General features: G+C 72.5%; 15 protein-coding genes. 9 read left to right on the top strand and 6 right to left on the bottom strand.

Features of this window, described 5'->3' with window-relative positions:
* Positions 1-2 precede the first annotated feature (2 nt).
* Complete coding sequence (locus tag HP507_RS08830) at positions 3-1,673, top strand: phospho-sugar mutase (protein ID WP_376985421.1); 1,671 nt, start codon at positions 3-5, stop codon at positions 1,671-1,673.
* A gap of 183 nt (positions 1,674-1,856) precedes the next feature.
* Entirely contained in the window at positions 1,857-2,783 is a 927-nt protein-coding gene (locus HP507_RS08835; protein WP_175351419.1) for a hypothetical protein, read from the top strand.
* Between the two features lie 87 nt (positions 2,784-2,870).
* Here the strand turns inward: HP507_RS08835 and HP507_RS08840 are convergent, their stop codons facing one another.
* Entirely contained in the window at positions 2,871-4,643 is a 1,773-nt protein-coding gene (locus tag HP507_RS08840) for an acetyl/propionyl/methylcrotonyl-CoA carboxylase subunit alpha (RefSeq protein ID WP_175351420.1), read from the bottom strand.
* Between the two features lie 79 nt (positions 4,644-4,722).
* Positions 4,723-5,514, bottom strand: coding sequence for a Maf family protein (locus tag HP507_RS08845; RefSeq protein WP_175351421.1), 792 nt, complete (start codon positions 5,512-5,514; stop codon positions 4,723-4,725).
* Positions 5,515-5,528: 14 nt separating this feature from the next.
* On the opposite strand from HP507_RS08845, the gene HP507_RS08850 reads away from it, so the two are divergent.
* The 4 genes from HP507_RS08850 to HP507_RS08865 all read left to right on the top strand — a co-directional run bounded on the left by HP507_RS08850 (position 5,529) and on the right by HP507_RS08865 (position 9,981).
* On the top strand, positions 5,529-6,788 hold the full coding sequence (locus HP507_RS08850; protein WP_175351422.1) for a class I SAM-dependent RNA methyltransferase: 1,260 nt from the start codon (positions 5,529-5,531) through the stop codon (positions 6,786-6,788).
* A 69-nt stretch (positions 6,789-6,857) separates the two neighbouring features.
* Entirely contained in the window at positions 6,858-7,622 is a 765-nt protein-coding gene (locus HP507_RS08855; protein WP_376985136.1) for a response regulator transcription factor, read from the top strand.
* Between the two features lie 5 nt (positions 7,623-7,627).
* Complete coding sequence (locus HP507_RS08860) at positions 7,628-8,935, top strand: sensor histidine kinase (protein WP_175351424.1); 1,308 nt, start codon at positions 7,628-7,630, stop codon at positions 8,933-8,935.
* The gene (locus HP507_RS08865) at positions 8,932-9,981 is read left to right on the top strand and encodes a hypothetical protein (protein WP_271207216.1); all 1,050 of its coding nucleotides are present in this window, start codon (positions 8,932-8,934) and stop codon (positions 9,979-9,981) included. Before HP507_RS08860 ends, HP507_RS08865 begins: the two co-directional genes overlap by 4 nt.
* A 470-nt stretch (positions 9,982-10,451) precedes the next feature.
* Here the strand turns inward: HP507_RS08865 and HP507_RS08870 are convergent, their stop codons facing one another.
* Together HP507_RS08870 and HP507_RS08875 are read right to left on the bottom strand one after the other, a co-directional pair.
* Entirely contained in the window at positions 10,452-10,718 is a 267-nt protein-coding gene (locus HP507_RS08870) for an acyl-CoA carboxylase subunit epsilon (protein WP_175351425.1), read from the bottom strand.
* Positions 10,718-12,313 (bottom strand): acyl-CoA carboxylase subunit beta, encoded by a 1,596-nt coding sequence (locus tag HP507_RS08875; RefSeq protein ID WP_175351426.1) that lies wholly within the window; start codon positions 12,311-12,313, stop codon positions 10,718-10,720. Before HP507_RS08875 ends, HP507_RS08870 begins: the two co-directional genes overlap by 1 nt.
* Positions 12,314-12,387: 74 nt before the next feature.
* On the opposite strand from HP507_RS08875, the gene HP507_RS08880 reads away from it, so the two are divergent.
* The 3 genes from HP507_RS08880 (at position 12,388) to HP507_RS08890 (ending at position 15,111) form a co-directional block, all read left to right on the top strand.
* On the top strand, positions 12,388-13,188 hold the full coding sequence (locus HP507_RS08880) for a biotin--[acetyl-CoA-carboxylase] ligase (protein WP_175351427.1): 801 nt from the start codon (positions 12,388-12,390) through the stop codon (positions 13,186-13,188).
* 4 nt (positions 13,189-13,192) lie between these two features.
* Positions 13,193-13,741, top strand: a complete 549-nt coding sequence (locus HP507_RS08885; RefSeq protein WP_175351428.1) for a PH domain-containing protein — start codon at positions 13,193-13,195, stop codon at positions 13,739-13,741.
* A 62-nt stretch (positions 13,742-13,803) separates the two neighbouring features.
* Positions 13,804-15,111 carry a UDP-glucose dehydrogenase family protein gene (locus HP507_RS08890; RefSeq protein ID WP_175351429.1) on the top strand — a complete coding sequence of 436 codons (1,308 nt, stop codon included), beginning with the start codon at positions 13,804-13,806 and terminating at the stop codon, positions 15,109-15,111.
* Positions 15,112-15,180: 69 nt separating this feature from the next.
* Here the strand turns inward: HP507_RS08890 and HP507_RS08895 are convergent, their stop codons facing one another.
* Positions 15,181-16,743, bottom strand: a complete 1,563-nt coding sequence (locus tag HP507_RS08895; protein WP_175351430.1) for a DUF2142 domain-containing protein — start codon at positions 16,741-16,743, stop codon at positions 15,181-15,183.
* 51 nt (positions 16,744-16,794) lie between these two features.
* Complete coding sequence (locus HP507_RS08900; protein ID WP_271207215.1) at positions 16,795-17,280, bottom strand: GtrA family protein; 486 nt, start codon at positions 17,278-17,280, stop codon at positions 16,795-16,797.
* Positions 17,281-17,354: the final 74 nt, after the last annotated feature.

Here is a 17,354-nt window from a genome sequence, read left to right on the forward strand (position 1 = left end):
CGATCGCGCTCGAGCCCCTGCTGGCGACGGCTCGCACGTGGCTCGCGCAGGATCCGGACCCGGCGACGCGTGACGAGCTGGAGGCCGCGATCGACGCAGCGGCCGACGGTTCCGGGCCCGAGGCGCAGGAACTCGCCGCGCGCTTCTCCGGCCGCTTGGCGTTCGGCACCGCCGGTCTCCGGGCCGAGCTCGGGTACGGGCCGCTCCGGATGAACCGCGTCGTCGTCACGCAGGCGGCGGCCGGACTCGCGCGCTTCCTGATCGACACGGGACGGCAGCGGAGCGTGGTCATCGGGTACGACGGCCGCGTGAAGTCCGATGTCTTCGCCCGTGACTCGGCCGAGGTCATGCGCGGCCTGGGGTTGGACGTCACCCTGCTGCCGTCGGCGCTCCCCACGCCCGTGCTCGCCTTCGCAGTGCGCCACCTCGGCGTCGGGGCCGGCGTCATGGTGACGGCGAGCCACAACCCGCCGCGGGACAACGGGTACAAGGTGTACCTCGGTGGGGAGGACGACGGGTCGCAGATCGTGCCACCGGTCGACGGTTCGATCGCGGACTCCATCGATGCCGTCGCGGCCGGTTCGATCACCCAGCTCGTGCGGGCCACCGACTACACGGTCGCTTCGTCGTCGCTGGTGGACGCGTACGTCTCCGCCACGGCGGCGACGGTCCCCGCTCCCGCGCTGGCGCCCGAGGCCCAGCCGAAGGTCGTCTACACGGCGATGCACGGCGTCGGGTGGGAGACCGCCCGCGCGGTGTTCGAAGCGGCCGGGTTCGCCGTCCCGACGACGGTCCCGGAGCAGATCGAGCCCGATGGGGCGTTCCCGACGGTGTCGTTCCCGAACCCCGAGGAACCGGGGGCGATGGACCTGTCGATCGCCCGCGGCGTCGCCGTCGGGGCGGACCTCGTCATCGCGAACGACCCGGACGCCGACCGGCTGGCGCTGGCGATCCCGTCGACCTCCGACACGGGAGAGCCGACGTTCCGCCGGCTCTCGGGCAACGAGGTCGGCTGGCTGCTCGGCTGGCGTGCTGCTGCCCGTGCCGCTGCGGCCGGGGTCACGGGGACGCTCGCCGCGTCGATCGTGTCCTCACCGGCGCTCGCCCGTGTGGCGGCTCGGCACGGTCTCGAGTACCGCGACACCCTCACCGGCTTCAAGTGGGTCTCACGGGTGCCGGGCCTGCTCTTCGGTTACGAAGAAGCGCTGGGCTACCTCGTCGACCCGCAGGTGGTCCGCGACAAGGACGGTATCTCCGCGGCGCTGTCGCTGCTCGACCTCGCGACGGAGCTGGCGGCCTCGGGGTCCTCGATCGCGGGCCAGCTCGATGCCTTCGCGGCCGAGTTCGGCGCGTTCGCCTCGGGGCAGGTCGCCACCCGCGTGGACGACCTCTCCCGTATCGGCGAGATCATGGCGGCGCTCCGGGCGACCCCGCCGAGCTCGCTGGGCGGCGTCGACGTGCTCGCCACGACCGACTACCTCGACGGCGTGGAGGGGTTCCCGCCGTCGGACATCCTGCGCTACGACCTCACGGGTGACGCGCGGGTGATCGTCCGCCCGAGCGGTACCGAGCCCAAGGTGAAGGTGTACATCGACACGGTCGCCGCGTCGTCCGCCGAGGCCCAGTCCCTCGTCGACGCCCTGGCCGCCGCCGTGCGCCCCCTCGTCTCGTAGCGCGGCCTGTCCGCAAAACACCGGTGCTCGTCGGTCACACCCCCGCATGCGGCGGTGTGACCCGCGAACACCGGTGTTTTGCGTGTCGGGGGACAACTCGTACACATGAGCGGGCGCTGGGTGGCGGTCCACGGGGTGGTGCTTCGGACGGCAACGTCGAGAACTGGAGGGGATCGTGTCGCCATGCCATCCCTCGAGGTGTTCGGCGTTGCCGCCGGCGATCCAGATCCACGGGCGCGTCGCCGACTCATCGACGGTGCTCGCGGCGGCGCACTCCTACGACTGATGCCCGGCCGGTACGTCGTGCGGTCCGCATTCGACGCCGCGACGGAGCACGAACGCCACCGCGCTCGGATCGCGGCGGTGGTGCCGGCAGTCGGGCCTGGGCTCGTCATCTCCCACGAATCCGCGGTGGCCATGCACGGTCTGCCGTGGCTCGGTCCGTTCCCGGAACACGTCGTCATGCTCGACCCGAAGCGCGCGGCCGGTCAGCGACGCGCTCACGTGCAGAAGGTCGGGGCGGCAGGGCGCGCGTTGCAGGCCGAACGGATCGGCGGGTGCGATGTGACGCCGCTCTGTGAGACAGCGGTCGACATCGCCCTCCGCGCGCCGTTCCGGACGGCGATCGTCGTCCTCGATGCAGTGCTCGCCCGCGGGGTCCCGCGGGATCGTCTGCTCGCCGAGCTCCGGCAGCGAACGCCACGACCACGTTCCAGCACGCGGGCGCGTCGGGCGATCGAATTCGCGGACGGACTGGCGGATTCGCCCGGCGAATCGGTTGCCCGGCTCACGTGGGCGGAGGAGGGGTTCCCGCCGCCGGCGCTGCAGCGAGAGTTCCGCGATGGGCGCGGATTGATCGGTCGGGTGGACTTCTGGTTCGAGGACGCCGGCGTCGTGGTGGAGTTCGACGGCCTCGTGAAGTACCGGGATCGCGACATGCGGGGCGGACGGTCTCCCGAGCAGGTCGTCGTCGATGAGAAGTTCCGCGAGGACCGGCTGCGCGCCCTCCCGGAAGTCAGAGCGGTCGTCCGCGTCACGTGGAGGGACGTCGAACCCGGAGGCAACGGCCCCGAGCGCCTCGAACGAGCCGGCGTTCGACGCGCGGTGTGATGCAGAGCACCGGTGTTCGTCCATCGAACCGCTGCATGCGGCGGTTCAACGGACGAACACCGGTGTTTCGCGAAAGAGCCCGCCGCCCTACGCGAGCTCGAGCAGCACGTGGCCGGACGAGATCGTCTGGCCGACGGGGGCGTTCAGCCCCGTCACGACGCCGTCGCGCGGGGCGGCGACGGGCTGCTCCATCTTCATGGCCTCGAGCACGACGAGCAGGTCGCCCTTCACCACGGTGTCTCCCTCGGCGACCGCGAGCTTCACCACGGTGGCCTGCATCGGCGACGTCACCGAACCCGACGACGCCAGGCCGCCGCGGACGCCGGACGAACGGCGCTTCGGGGGAGCCGACGGCCCCGCGGGACGACGACCGGCGGCTCCGCTCACCCCGACGATCGACGGCATGGTGACCTCGATGCGCTTGCCCTGCACCTCGACGACGACGCTCTCGCGGGCGGCAGGAGCGGGGAGGTCTTCGGTGGCACCGGTCCACGCGGGGATGTCGTTCTGGAAGTCGGTCTCGATCCACTGCGTGTAGACGGAGAACGGCTCGTCGTCGGACGTCGCGAACGCCGGGTCGGACACCACGGCGCGGTGGAAGGGCAGCACGGTCGGCAGCCCGGTGACCTCGAACTCGGCCAGCGCGCGACGGGCACGCGACAGCGCCTCCGACCGAGACGACCCGGTGACGATCAGCTTCGCGAGCATCGAGTCGAACGACCCCGAGACGACGTCGCCCGAGACGACACCGGAGTCGACGCGCACGCCGGGCCCGGACGGCGCGTTGAACGCGTGCACGGGACCCGGAGCAGGGAAGAAGTTGCGGCCCGGGTCCTCGCCGTTGATGCGGAACTCGAACGAGTGACCCTTCGGCGTGGGGTCCTCGTAGTCGAGCACACCACCCTCGGCGATCCGGAACTGCTCGCGGACGAGGTCGATGCCGGTGACCTCTTCCGAGACGCAGTGCTCGACCTGCAGGCGGGTGTTGACCTCGAGGAAGGACACGGTGCCGTCGGCGCCGATGAGGAACTCGCAGGTACCGGCGCCGACGTAGCCGACCTCGCGCAGGATCGCCTTCGACGACTCGTACAGCCGGTCCTTCTGCGCGTCCGTCAGGTACGGAGCAGGGGCTTCCTCGACGAGCTTCTGGTGCCGGCGCTGCAGCGAGCAGTCGCGGGTCGACACGACGACCACGTTGCCGTGCTCGTCGGCGAGGCACTGGGTCTCGACGTGGCGCGGCTTGTCGAGGTACTTCTCGACGAAGCACTCGCCGCGGCCGAACGCCGCGATGGCCTCACGCGTCGCGGACTCGAACTGCGAGGCGACCTCCTCGCGGGTCCGGGCGACCTTCAGACCACGGCCGCCGCCGCCGAATGCCGCCTTGATGGCGACCGGGAGCCCGACCTCGTCCGCGAAGGCGATGACCTCGGACGCGTCCTTGACGGGCTCGATGGTCCCGGGGGCGAGCGGCGCACCGACCTTCTCGGCCACGTGGCGCGCGGAGACCTTGTCCCCGAGCTGTTCGATCGACTCCGGCGACGGGCCGATCCAGATCAGCCCGGCGTCGATGACGGCGCGGGCGAAGTCGGCGTTCTCGGCGAGGAAGCCGTAGCCGGGGTGCACGGCGTCCGCGCCGGACCGGCGCGCGACCGAGATGATCTTGTCGATGACGAGGTAGGTGTCGGCGCTCGTGGTGCCGTTCAGCGCGTAGGCCTCGTCGGCGAGGCGGGCATGGAGGGCGTCACGGTCCTGGTCGGCGTAGACCGCGACCGATGCCTTGCCTGCGTCGCGGGCCGCACGGATGATGCGGACGGCGATCTCGCCGCGGTTCGCGATGAGGACCTTGCTGATACGGGGCATGGTTAGTCAGCGTATTCGTGCCACGGAGGCAGGAATTGACTGGCACCCACAAAGAACGGCGCTGAAGAAGTGTGGATGTCTACAGTGCCCAGAGGTCGTGCCACGCCACGCCGAAGCCCCGCAGCAGCATCGACCGCAGGACCGGCAGCGACAGTCCGACGACGGCGGACGGCGCGCCGTCGATCCGGGTGATGTACGCGGCCGCCCTCCCGTCGATCGTGAACGCTCCGGCGACCTCGAGCGGTTCACCGGTCGCGACGTACGCCTCGATCTCCTCGGGTGACATGTCGTCGGCGAACGTGAGCACCGCGCTGTCCACCGCCACGACCCGGTCGCCGGCGGCGACGAGCTCCGACCCGCCGGGCGCGACGTGGGTGAGCGACGCGGCCACGCCCAGCGGCCCGCCGCCCGACGCGTCCACGTGTCGGACTGGAGGGACGGTGCCGGCCCGCCCCGCGCCTCCAGGCCCGTGGTCGGTCGAGACCACGTCGCGGCGCCTGTCGACGACGCAGTGCCCGCTCCACAGCGTGCCGCCGCCGGCGGCGAGCATCTGCCGCCACCGGTCGCGCGCGACCGCGGGGTCGTGCGGCTTGCCGTACAGGACCCCGTCGACCTCGAACGCGGAGTCCCCGCCGAACACGAACCCGTCCACGGGCGAGCCCGCGACCCGGCCGTCCGCGACGGCGGCGGCCTTCTCGACCGCGAGCATCGCGACGAGCTCCGGGCCGGTCAGGTCACGGCCGAGTGCAGCGGACACCGACGCGACCGCGGCGTCCTCGTCGACCCCCGGTGCGACGAGCACCGGCTCGATCCCGGTCTGGGCGAGGAGGGCTCGGCGGGCGGGGGAGGTACTCGCGAGGTACAGACGCATGGGAACATCGAACCATGGGTGAATCCGTCGGAACGCTGCTCGAACTCGACGTCACCGGGATCGCCCACGGCGGCATCTCGGTGGCACGGCACGAGGGGCGCGTGGTGTTCGTCTCCGATGCGATCCCCGGGGAGCGGGTGGCCGCCCGTGTCACCGAGGACCGGAAGAAGTCGTTCTGGCGAGCCGACACGGTGTCGGTCGAGCAGCCGAGCGAGCACCGCGTCGAGCACGTCTGGTCCGAGGCGGCACTCGAGCGCGACCCGGCCGTGCGCGCCGGCGGTGCCGAGTTCGGCCACATCGCCCTCGCCCACCAGCGCACCTTGAAGCACGACGTGCTCGTCGACTCGTTCGCCCGCTTCGCCCGGACCGACCTCGCCGAGGTGCTGGGTTCCGACGTCGTCGTCGAGGCCGCGCCCGGTGACGACGAGGTGAACGGCCTCGGCTGGCGCACCCGCATCCGCCTGCACGTCGACGAGGACGGCACGCCGGGCCCGTTCGCCGCTCGGTCGCACACGGTCGTGCCGGTCGCGTCCCTCCCACTGGCGAGCGTCGTCGTGCAGGAGAGCGCGCCGCTCGGCCGGGGCTCGATGCCCGGCGCGTCGGTCATCGACGTCCTCGCCCCCTCCGGGTCCGAGGGCGCCCGCCTCGTCGTCGACACCCAGTCGCCGACCGTGGTGACCGAGACGGTGGGCGAGCGCTCGTTCGCGGTCGACGACAACGGCTTCTGGCAGGTGCACCGCGCCGCGCCGGCCGTGCTCACCGCCGCGGTGCGGGACCTCGTCGACCGCGACCGGCTCGACCCCGAGGGGCAGCACCTCGATCTCTACGGCGGCGTCGGCCTGCTCGCCGCCGCGCTCGGCGACATGGTGGGACCGAAGGCCCGCCTGACCAGCGTCGAGAGCGCCCCGCGCGCCACCGAGCACGCGCAGGAGAACCTCGCCGAGTGGATCGGCGCCCGCGCCGAGACCGGCCGCGTCGACCGCTGGCTGCAGCGCACCGTCGACACCGCCTCGCAGCAGGAGCGCGGGCGGCTGCGGGCCGGCACGGTCGTGCTCGACCCGCCGCGATCGGGTGCTGGACGCGAAGTCGTCGTCCAGATCGCCGCGCTCCAGCCCGCCCAGGTCGTGTACGTCGCCTGCGACCCGGTCGCGCTGGCACGGGACGTCGCGACCTTCGCGGACCTCGGGTACCGCCTGGAGGCACTGCGCGCCTTCGACCTCTTCCCGCACACCCACCACCTCGAGGCGGTCGCGCTCCTGGTGCCCGTCGCCTGACGTCCGGCGCGTGGCCGGGGAGCGCGCCGCGCCGTTGCCTGAGTCCGACCTGGGTATCCTTGGACGTTGATGGCCACCCGGTATCAGGGGCCGGGGTGCGCATCGACCAGAGAGGCCACCGTGGCAACAGACACGACCACCACCGGAACGACCGGAGCGGCGAGCAAGCCCGTCCGTGTCGCGATCGTCGACGACCACGAGTCCGTGCGGCTCGGGATCCAGGCAGCCTGCCAGAACGAGGGGTTCGAGGTGGTCCTCACCGCCGCGAGCGTTCCCGAGTACATCGAGAACCTCGGCGGGCGCGAGGTCGACGTCGTCGTCCTCGACCTGTCGCTCGGTGACGGCTCGACCGTGACCGCGAACGTCAAGGGTGTGCAGGGCACCGGGTCCGCCGTGCTCGTGCACTCGATCGCCGACCGCGTCGCGAACGTCCGTGAGGCGCTCGCCGCCGGGGCCGCCGGTGTCATCCCGAAGTCCTCCGCGACGAAGACCGTGATGGCGGCCGTCGCGACCGTCGCCCGCGGCGACGTGCTCAACAACCTCGAGTGGGCCAGCGCGATCGACGCGGACCGTGACTTCGCGAAGGCGCAGCTCGGCCGGCGGGAACGCGAGATCCTGCACCTCTACGCCTCCGGTCTGCCGCTCAAGCTCGCCGCCCAGCAGCTCGGCATCGGGTACTCGACGGCGCGCGAGTACCTCGACCGCATCCGCGTGAAGTACGTCGAGGTCGGTCGTCCGGCCCCGACGAAGGTCGACCTCCTCCGCCGTGCGGTCGAGGACGGGATCCTCCCCGGGCTCGACTCGGGCATCGACCCCGACGGCGACGGTCGCTGAGCGGCATGACCGCCGCTCACGCCGCGCCCGGGGCGGGGTCGGCGCCCGGGGCCGGGGCCGGGTCGGCAGCCGCGGCACGGACCACCTCCGGGTCGACCGAGCCCGCGCCGTTCGGTGCCGACCCCGCACGGACCGTCCGCGCCTCCATCACCCAGGCGTCGGTCGAGCGCGCGTTCGCGATCCTCATCGCCGTGGCCGCGCTCGGCTTCGGGGCCACCACCGTGCCGGCGGTGCTCGACCAGCTCCCGTACCTCGACCCGGTGTGGGGGCCGGCCGTGGCCTGCGGGCTCGCGGCGTCGTTCCTCTTCGTCGGGGCGTCCGTCTTCGTCAAGCGTCTCGCGCAGCTCGCGCAGATCGTCTGCGCGCTGCTGTTCCTCGTCGCGCTGGTGACCTGGCCGCTCACGGTCCGTGACGCGATCCCGTCGGACCAGGTGCCGTGGCCGTGGTGGCTCTGCACCGTGGGGTCGACCGCCGCCGCGATGGGCTTCGCCCCCTGGCGTGCGACCGTGTACACCGCGCTCGTGCCGACCGCGTACGTCATCATCCGGCTCACCCCGGTGGGCGGCGACGCCGGCGTCCGAGCGTTGCTGGACGGCGTGTACACGGCGATCCTCAGCGGAGCGGTCCTCGTCATCGCGGTCGTGCTGCGCCGGGCGGCCACCTCCGTCGACGCCGCGCAGGCCACGGCGGTCCGCCGGTACTCGCACGCCATCCGGGAGCACGCGACGGAGGTCGAGCGCGTCCAGGTCGACGCGATCGTCCACGACAGCGTGCTCACGACCCTCCTCTCCGCTGCCCGGGCCGACACCGTGGACGCCGAGATGCTCGCCGCACGGATGGCCCGGAACGCGATCGACCACCTCGAGGCCGCTGCCGCGGACGGGCCGGGCGACGCTCCGCCGGTGTCCCTCGTGGCCCTGAGGACGAGGATCGCGGACGCCGTCGGCGCGCTCGCCGCCCCCGTCCGCGTGGAGGAGCGGCGCCTCGGCGCGATCCGGGTGCCCGGCACCGTGGCCGACGCGATCGCCTCCGCGGCCCTGCAGGCGGCCGTCAACAGCGTGCAGCACGCGGGCGGTGCCGAGGTGGACCGCTGGATCGTCGTCGAGCAGCGCGGCCCGGGCGTCCACGTCGAGGTCGGGGACGACGGCGCCGGGTTCGAGGTCGCCGCGATCCCCGCGGAGCGACTCGGAGTGCGCCGGTCGATCGTGGAACGCGTCGTCGCCGTGGACGGTGCGGCCGAGGTGGTCACCGCCCCGGGGGCCGGGACGCGCATCCTGCTCGATTGGGCACCCCGCACGGGGGATCCCCGGTGAGGGTCTCGATCCCCGCCCGCGTCGCCACCGGCCTCGCCGTCCTCTTCTCCGTCTACCACCTGCTCCTCGCCGCGACGACGCTGCACCGCGTCCTCGAGATCGGGCCGGTGCTCGCGTGCATGGTGCTCTACGCGGCCGCGACCGGCTTGGCGGTGTTCATCCCGGGTCGCACGCTGCCGCTGTGGACGACGTGCTTCTCGCTCGGCACCGCGGTGGTCATGCCGATCATCGCCGCCCCCGTGGTCGAGCTCCGGTCCGGCCCCGGGTACAGCACGTGGTGGATCGCCGCGGTCGGCACCCTGATGGTCGTGCTCGTCGTCCGCGGGCGCGGCGCCTTCGCGTGGGTCGGGGTCGGCTTCCTCGCCGTGCACACCGTCGCCTGGGCCGGGCTCGGTGCGCTGGGTTCCCTCGGGGTGCTCGGCAGCGTGTCGTGGGTCGCGATCGCCACCGGGTTCGCGGCCGCCATGAACCGCGCCACCCGGGTCACCCGCGACTTCGTGCGCGCGGAGCAGGAGACCGCGGACTGGCAGGCGGCGCAGGACGCCCACGTCTTCGAGCGGCAGTTCCGCCTCAGCCAGACCACGCGGATGGCGCTCCCGATGCTGCAACGGATCGTCGACACCGGGGGCGACCTCGACGAGGCCGAGCGGGCGGAGTGCCTGCACCTCGAGCAGGCCATCCGTGACGAGATCCGTGGCCGGTCCCTGCTCTCCGATGACGTCCGCGACGAGGTCATGCGCCTCCGCCGCCGTGGTGCGACGGTGCAGCTGCACGACGACGGCGGCCTCGACGACCTCGACATGGACGACCTGCGTCGCGTGCACGCACGGATCGCGGACGCCCTGCGCCAGGCCCGCGAGGCCGACAACGTGATCGTCCGCACGGTCTCCGAGGGGGCCGAGACCGCGGTGACGGTCGTCGGGCTCCGGCTGGACACGGCGGCGAGCGAGTCGGCGGCGCTCGGCGCGGGGATGGACGACGAGGACGGCGATGAGGACGACTCGGTGGTCGTCTGGCTCGAGAACCCTCGCCACGAGCCGGTCTGAGCGGCCTGCACGGTCGGTCCGACCCGGAAGCCGGCGAAGCGCGCCGATCTGTCCGGAAACGGGGAAGGGGCCGGTCGGAATGCGGTTCGGGGTCCTGCCCCGGAAACGGGGAACGGGCCGGTCGGAATGCGACCGGCCCGTTCACGACCCGAGTCTGAGCGACAACCCGAATATCGCCCTGACTCGTAGCTGGTGGTGGCTTCGTACCCTAGTCGGCCACCGACCTGCGATGTTCTTCGCTGAAGGACACCGAACACGAACTACTATGCCCGTCGTCCAACGGTCTGTCAGTCGTCATTATGGGGGACAAATCCTGCATGTTCAGGCACCGTCCGCCGAACTTGTCCCCCGTGCGAGGGGAGACCGAACGGGAAGTGCACGGTGCAACGCGGGAGACGACTCGATACCCAGGGGTACATGGTCCCCCGTCCACCCCGGATCGCGCAAGAGGCGGTTCGTGCGACGCGCGGTCAGCGGAGCGATCGGCTCCAGGCGCCCGCACCGTGCTCCAGCGGCCGCCGGAGCCCCCGCGCCGAAGCGTCCCACCCGGAGCGCGGCGACACCGTCACCTCGGGGCGCCCGAGGGACGCCGCCTCGTCCGCCTGACGCTGCAGGACGGCGATGACGGCGGCGAGTTCCTCGGGCGTGGGGTGGCCGGACACCACGCGGACGTCGGCGGCGGCCGAGACGGCTTCGTCCACCGGGACGGCGGGTACGGCGGCGGCGTGGCGGCCCATCAGAGGGGGATGTTCCCGTGCTTCTTGGGCGGCAGCGAGGCACGCTTGCCGCGGAGCGCCCGGAGCGCCTTGATCACCGACACGCGGGTGGCGTGCGGCTGGATGATCCCGTCGAGCTCACCGCGCTCGGCAGCCAGGTACGGCGACGCCACGTTGTAGGTGTACTCGTTCGCGAGCTTGGCACGGACCGCGGCGACGTCCTCGCCGGACTCCTCGGCCCGCTTGATCTCGGACCGGTACAGGATGTTGACCGCGCCCTGTCCACCCATGACGGCGATCTCGGCGGTCGGCCACGCGAGGTTGATGTCGGCACCGAGCTGCTTGGAGCCCATGACGATGTACGCCCCGCCGTAGGCCTTGCGCGTGATGACGGTGACGAGCGGCACGGTGGCCTCGGCGTAGGCGTAGAGGAGCTTGGCGCCGCGGCGGATGACACCGGTCCACTCCTGGTCGGTGCCGGGCAGGTAGCCGGGCACGTCGACGAGGGTGAGGATCGGGATGCCGAACGCGTCGCAGAACCGCACGAAGCGGGCCGCCTTCTCACCGGCGTCGATGTTCAGCGTGCCCGCCATGGCCTGGGGCTGGTTCGCGATGATGCCGACCGTGCGGCCCTCGACCCGGCCGAAGCCGATGAGGATGTTCGGCGCGAAGAGCGGTTGCACCTCGAGGAACTCGCCGTCGTCGACGAGGTGCTCGATGATCGTGGTGACGTCGTACGGCTGGTTGGTGGAGTCCGGGATGACGACGTCGAGCTCGTGGTCGGCGTCGGTGGTCTCGAGTTCCGGGGCGACGTCGTACGCGGGCGCGTCGGACAGGTTGTTGTCCGGCAGGAACCCGATGAGGGACCGGGCGTAGTCGAGCGCGTCGGTCTCGTCCTCCGCGAGGTAGTGGGCGACACCGGACACGGCGTTGTGGGTCTGGGCGCCGCCGAGCTCCTCGAAGCCGACGTCCTCGCCGGTGACCGTCTTGATGACGTCCGGACCGGTGACGAACATGTGGCTCGTCTTGTCGACCATGATCACGAAGTCGGTGAGCGCGGGGGAGTACACGGCACCGCCGGCCGCGGGGCCCATCACGATCGAGATCTGCGGGATGACGCCGGAGGCCTGGGTGTTGAGGCGGAAGATCTCGCCGTACTTGCCGAGGGCCACCACCCCCTCCTGGATGCGGGCGCCGCCGGAGTCGAGGATGCCGATGACGGGCACGCCGGTCTTCAGCGCGTGCTCCATCACCTTGATGATCTTCTCGCCGGCGACCTCGCCCAGGGAGCCGCCGAAGACGGTGAAGTCCTGCGCGTACACGGCGACGTTGCGGCCGTGGATGGTGCCCACGCCGGTGACGACCGCGTCGCCGTAGGGGCGCTTCGACTCCATGCCGAATGCGTGCGTGCGGTGCCGGACGAACTCGTCGAACTCCACGAAGGAGTTGTCGTCGAGCAGCTGCTCGATGCGTTCGCGCGCCGTGCCCTTGCCCTTGGCGTGCTGCTTCGCGATCGCGGCCTCGCCCGCGGCGGTCACTGCTTCGTGGTACCGCTCGCGGAGGTCGGCGAGCCGACCGGCCGTCGTCGAGAGATCGGGGGTGTCTCCTGAAGTCACCCGCTCACCCTACCGGCGGCGACCACGGCGCCGGTTGGAGGACCCCCACGGTTCCTGCCCGTAGATTTGCGTGCATGTCCACACCCGCGTCGCCGACGTTCCCGCTGAGCCGAGCCGCCGCGCGCGCGATCGGTGCCGTTTTCACCGCACCGGACACGACGGGCTCGACGAACGCCGACCTGCTCGCCCTCGCTCCCGAGCAGCCGCACGGCAGTGTGCTGGTCACGCTCGACCAGACCGCGGGCCGGGGCAGGCTGGACCGGACCTGGTCGGCCCCCGCCGGTGAGACCCTCGCGGCGAGCCTGCTCGTCCGCGCGGAGCTCGACGACCGCGACCGCGGTTGGCTGCCGCTCGTCGCCGGCGCCGCGATGCGGGACGCGATCGCCGCGGTGGTGCCCGACGGGTCGGACGTCGTCGTGAAGTGGCCGAACGACGTCCAGATCGGCGGCCGCAAGGTGTGCGGCATCCTCTGCCAGGTCACGCCCGACGGCAGCGTCGTGGTCGGTGCCGGCGTGAACCTCACCATCCCCGCGGACCGGCTCCCCACGCCGACGTCCACGTCGCTGGCCGTCGCCGGAGCACACGGGTGCGCAGCGGACCTCGCCGACGCGGTGCTCGCCGCCTTCCACGGGGCGGTCCTGGAGGCAGTGGCCGCCCTGGTCGCGGGCGGTCCAGCTGCCGAGACGGTCCGGTCACACATCCGGTCGGCCTGCGGCACGATCGGCCAGCGCGTCCGCCTCGAACTCCCCGACGGCACCGCCGAGGAGGCCGAGGCGATCGGCATCGACGACGAGGGCCGGATCACGATCCGGGATCGACGGGGTGTCTCCAGGGGCGTCGCAGTGGGGGACGTCACCCACCTGCGGTATGCATGACGGCATGACCGACGAGCCCGCGCCCGAACGCGTCGTCGCGCGCCTGCGACCGCACGCGCGTCGGCTCGTCCGCCCGGCGGTGTTCGTCGTGCTCGTGATGCTCGCGGGTGGGTTCGGGTTCGGCGTGTTCCGGGCCCAGCTCGCGTGGCTCAACGCCGTGGTCGCCGGGCTCGTGGTGCTCCTGGTGTTCGTCGGCGGCGCGATGCCGCTGTTCCGCTGGATGTCCGAGCGGTACGTGGTCACCACGCGCCGGCTCGTCGTCGTGCGCGGCCTCGGCACGCGCACCCGGCGGGAGCTGCTGCACTCGCGCGGCTACGACGTGACCGTCCGTCGCCGCGGCCTGCAGGGACTGTTCCGCTCCGGCGACGTGCTCGTGTTCCCGGGGGACGAACCCGCCGTGGTGCTCGCGGACGTGCCGCACGCCGACCTCGTGGTCGCGGTCCTCCACGACCTCGTCGAGGCGTACGAGACCCGCCGGCGGCACCGGGAACCCGACTGGGACGAGATCGTCGGGGGTGCCGACCGGCCGCAGTGGGGCGACGTCCGGCCCTGACGGCCGGGGCCGCGCCATCGCACTCGGTGGAAGTTCGACGAGAACCCGGTACCGTCTTCGACGTGCGTATCTCTGTCATCGGCTGCGGTTACCTCGGTGCCGTGCACGCCGCCTCCATGGCCAAGCTCGGGCACGACGTCGTCGCGGTCGACGTCGACCCGGTCAAGATCGAGCGACTCGCCGCGGGCGAGGCACCGTTCTTCGAGCCGGGTCTCCCCGAGATCCTGACCGAGGCCCTCGCGTCCGGTCGCATCCGCTTCACGACCGACATGGCCGAGGTCGCCGGTGCGAGCGTGCACTTCCTCGCCGTCGGCACCCCGCAGGGCCCGACCGGCGCCGCGGACCTCACCTACGTCGACGCCGCGGTCGCCGCGCTCGTCCCGCACTTGGCGGCGGGCGAGTTCGTCGTCGGGAAGTCGACGGTCCCGGTCGGCACCGCCGCTCGCCTCGCCGCCCAGGTCGAGGCGGCCGTTCCCGGCGCGTCGCTCGTGTGGAACCCGGAGTTCCTGCGCGAGGGCTTCGCGGTGCAGGACACGATCGCCCCGGACCGCTTCGTGTACGGCGTGCCCGACGGCGAGGTCGGCGACCGTGCCGTGGCGCTGCTCGACGAGGTCTACGCCCAAGCGCTCGCCGAGGGCACGCCGCGGCTCGTGGTGAACCTCCCGACCGCCGAGCTCGTGAAGATCAGCGCGAACGCGTTCCTCGCGACGAAGATCTCCTTCATCAACTCGATGGCCGAGATCGCCGAGGTCGCCGGTGCGGACGTCACGGCGCTCGCCGACGCGATCGGGCACGACGCCCGCATCGGCCGGAAGTTCCTCAACGCCGGTCTCGGCTTCGGCGGCGGCTGCCTGCCGAAGGACATCCGCGCGTTCCAGGCCCGCGCGAACGAGCTCGGTGTGGGGGAGTCCCTCGCGTTCCTCGCGGACGTGGACGCCACCAACCTCCGTCGTCGCGCCCATGTCGTCGAACTCGCCGAGGAACTCCTCGGCGGCGTCGTCGCCGGCAAGCGCGTCGCCGTGCTCGGTCTCGCCTTCAAGCCGAACTCCGACGACGTCCGTGACTCGCCCGCACTCGACATCGCGGGACGACTGCTCCGCCACGGCGCCACCGTCGCCGCGTACGACCCCGAGGCCGTCGTCACCGCACGCCGGATCCACCCGGAGCTCGAGTACACCGAGAGCGCCACGGACGCTCTCCGCGACGCCGACCTCGTGCTGGTGCTCACGGAGTGGAACGAGTTCCGCGAGCTCGACCCCGCGGTCGCCGCCTCGCTCGTGGCGAGCCCCGTCGTGATCGACGGTCGCAACTGCCTCGACCGCGACGCCTGGACCGCTGCCGGCTTCACCTACCGCGGCATGGGGCGCTGACCCGACCCGCCGACGACGGAGGCCGCGCCGAGGGGCGCGGCCTCCGTCGTGTCCGGGAGGCGACCCCGCTCAGACCTCCGCCGACCGTCCGTGGCGAGCCGCGCCTCCAGACGGTCCCGTGCGGGCCACCCGCGTGACCGAAGCCACCAGGCCGACCGCCACCAGCACCGCGATGGTGGCCACGAGCGCGAACGGGACCGGCCCGGACGCCTCGTACCGCGCGATGCCGTCCGCGGTCAGCGGAGCACGAGCCGCGTTCCAGAACCAGCTCGAGACGACCGCCAGCCCGTACAGCCCGACGCCGGGCGTCGCCACGGCGATCCCCGTGGCGAGCGCGCGGCGACCTCCGGCGGTGCGGGGGATCCGCCGCCACGCGAGGGCGCTGAGCGCGAGCAGCGCGAGCAGCGCCGGGAACACGTACCGGCCCTGCGTCCCCGCGACCTGGGTGGTGTCGAGGTACGCGCGGGCGCTGCTCGCCGTCTGCAGGACGAGGAGCAGCGAGGGGAACACCGCGAGACACCAGGCGGTCGCGCGTGTGTCCGCGCCGACCCTGGGCCGGCGGAACGCCCACAGCAGGACGACGAGCACCGCGACGATCGTGAGGAGCGCGGTGAGCAGGTCGCCGATGCTGACCTGCGCCCGCTGCCCGGGGCTGCCCCAGAACGTCCGAGCGACGGTGCCCCAGCTGACGTCGAGGAAGTGCAGGACGGTCGGGTGCTCGCCCGGTGGGAAGTCGGCGTGCGGGCGGATGGCGGCGTACCCGTCCGGCTGGAGGCGGTGGTACGTCACGAGGTTGTGCAGCCACCACCAGCACCCGAGCACGGCCGTCGTCCCGAGCACCACCAGCGTGCGGACGAGCCGGCGGCCGATCGACAGGACGCCGGAGCCCGCCACGAGCACGACGACGGCGGTGAACGGCACGGCCGGGAGCCCGGTGCCCTTCGTCCACACGAGTGCCGCGGTCACGACACCGAGCGCCACCAGCGTGCGCCGCCGGAGATCGCCGGTGAGGAGCCGCGCGGCGAGCCAGACGACCCCGCCGCCGAGCAGGAGGACCGGGGCGTCGTTCGTCACCGACGCGCCGATGGACGCGAGCTGCGGCGTCGCGAACAGGGCCAGCGGAGCGAGCAGCGCCGCGCGAGGCGACCGGGTGACCCGGCGGACCGCGGCCCAGGCCAGGAGCGCGAGCGGTGTGACGAGCACGGCGTCGACGAGCCGGAGGGCGACGAGCGCGTGGTCCCAGCGGAGCGATCCGTAGTGGAGCGCCCGGAGCACGAGCGCGTCGGCCGCGTAGGCGGTCGGCGGGTGCTGGGTCATCTGGTCGACCGTCGTCGAGTCACCCGGGTGTGCCGCGAGCAATTCGCTCATCGTCGACCACGTGGAGGCGTCGCCGGCGGCCTGCTCCTGCTGGGCGGCCTGCACGGCGTTCGACACGTGCAGGGCCCCCGGGGCGGGCCAGCCGGCCCCGGTCGCGACGTGCACGGCGGCGTCGAAGTGTGCCGGCTCGTCCGGTGCCTGGAACGCCGGCACGACGAGCGCCCAGAGGACGAGCCAGAGGCCGAACACGGCCGTCAGGACCGCGACCCACAGCCCCTCGCGCCGGGTGACGACAGGGTGTGGTTCGTGCTGCATCGAGCGGGCTCCCCGGATCCGTGGTGCCACCTCACCGGTGGCCCCACGAGCCTACCGACCGGTGGGGACGGTCGTCGGCTCGGTGCCCGTGTCCGCGGTGACGCGCCTGCCGCCCCGCTCGGGGTGGTAGACCCACACCTTGTACAGCCAGAAGCGGAACACGGTGCCGAGCACGAGCCCGATCACGTTCCCGGAGACGTTGTCCGCCAGCGCCGAGGTGAGGCCGAGCACGTAGTGGGAGATCCCGAGGCAGCCGAGCGAGATGACCATCCCGCCGAGGGAGACGATCACGAACTCGAGGCCCTCGCGCGCCGCCACGGTCCGTCGCTGGTCGCGGAAGGTCCAGTACCGGTTGCCCATCCAGTTCACGAAGATCGCGACGACCGTGGACACGACCTTCGCCCAGAACGGTCCGGAGTGGAGCTCGTCCGGGCTGAGGACCGTCGCCCGGAGCAGGTTGAAGATGCCGGTGTCGACGACGAAGCCGACCGCGCCGACGACGCCGAAGCGTGCCAGTTGGGCTACCAGTCGCCGCACGGGATCTCCATGGTCCGTAGAGTTGTCGCTGGTCGTGCACCACACGGCCGACCAGCGGTCGCGCAGTGCACGAC

This window comes from Curtobacterium pusillum (assembly GCF_013359865.1).
Classification (GTDB): domain Bacteria; phylum Actinomycetota; class Actinomycetes; order Actinomycetales; family Microbacteriaceae; genus Curtobacterium; species Curtobacterium pusillum.